The organism is Kitasatospora sp. NPDC059803, from assembly GCF_042732255.1.
Taxonomy (GTDB): Bacteria; Actinomycetota; Actinomycetes; order Streptomycetales; family Streptomycetaceae; genus Kitasatospora.
Map to the genome: position 1 here is coordinate 16,924 of NZ_JBHWIJ010000142.1, position 581 is coordinate 17,504.

The window sequence follows — 581 nt, forward strand, 5'->3', positions numbered from 1 at the left end:
GCCCCCCGTGCATCCGTCCCCCCCCCCGGGGGGCGCCGCGCCGGGGGGGGGGGGGGGGGGGTGCGGGGGGGGGCGCCGTCGCCCCCCCCCCCCACTGCCGCAGCTGCCTGGACCGGCTGCCCGGCGTCCGGCTGGTCAACGCCTACGGGGTCACCGAGGCCGCCGTCACCTCCACGCTCTGCGAGGTCACCCCCGCCCTGCTGGACGCCGGCGGCCCGGGTGGCCCGGCCGCGCCGGTGCCGATCGGCCGCCCGCTGCCCGGCGTGCGGGTGCACGTCCTGGACGCCCGACTGTCCCCCGTAAGGCCCGGCGAGAAGGGCGAGATCCACCTCGGCGGGCCCGGCCTCGCCCGGGGCTACTGGCGCGCCCCCGCGGCGACCGCCGAGGCCTTCGTCCCCGACCCGTACGCGCCGGTGCCCGGCGAGCGGATGTACCGCACCGGCGACGCCGGGCGCTGGCGGGCCGACGGGCAGCTGGAGATCCTCGGCCGCTTCGACGACCAGGTGAAGGTGCTCGGCCACCGCGTCGACCCCGCCGAGATCGAGGCGGCCCTCGCCGCCCACCCCGACGTCCGGCAGGCC

1 protein-coding gene is annotated in these 581 nt (G+C 81.1%); it reads left to right on the forward strand.

From position 1 onward, the window contains the following. Positions 1-581: AMP-binding protein (locus ACFV6I_RS22215; RefSeq protein WP_380427198.1), on the forward strand; the 581-nt coding region annotated here is incomplete at both ends.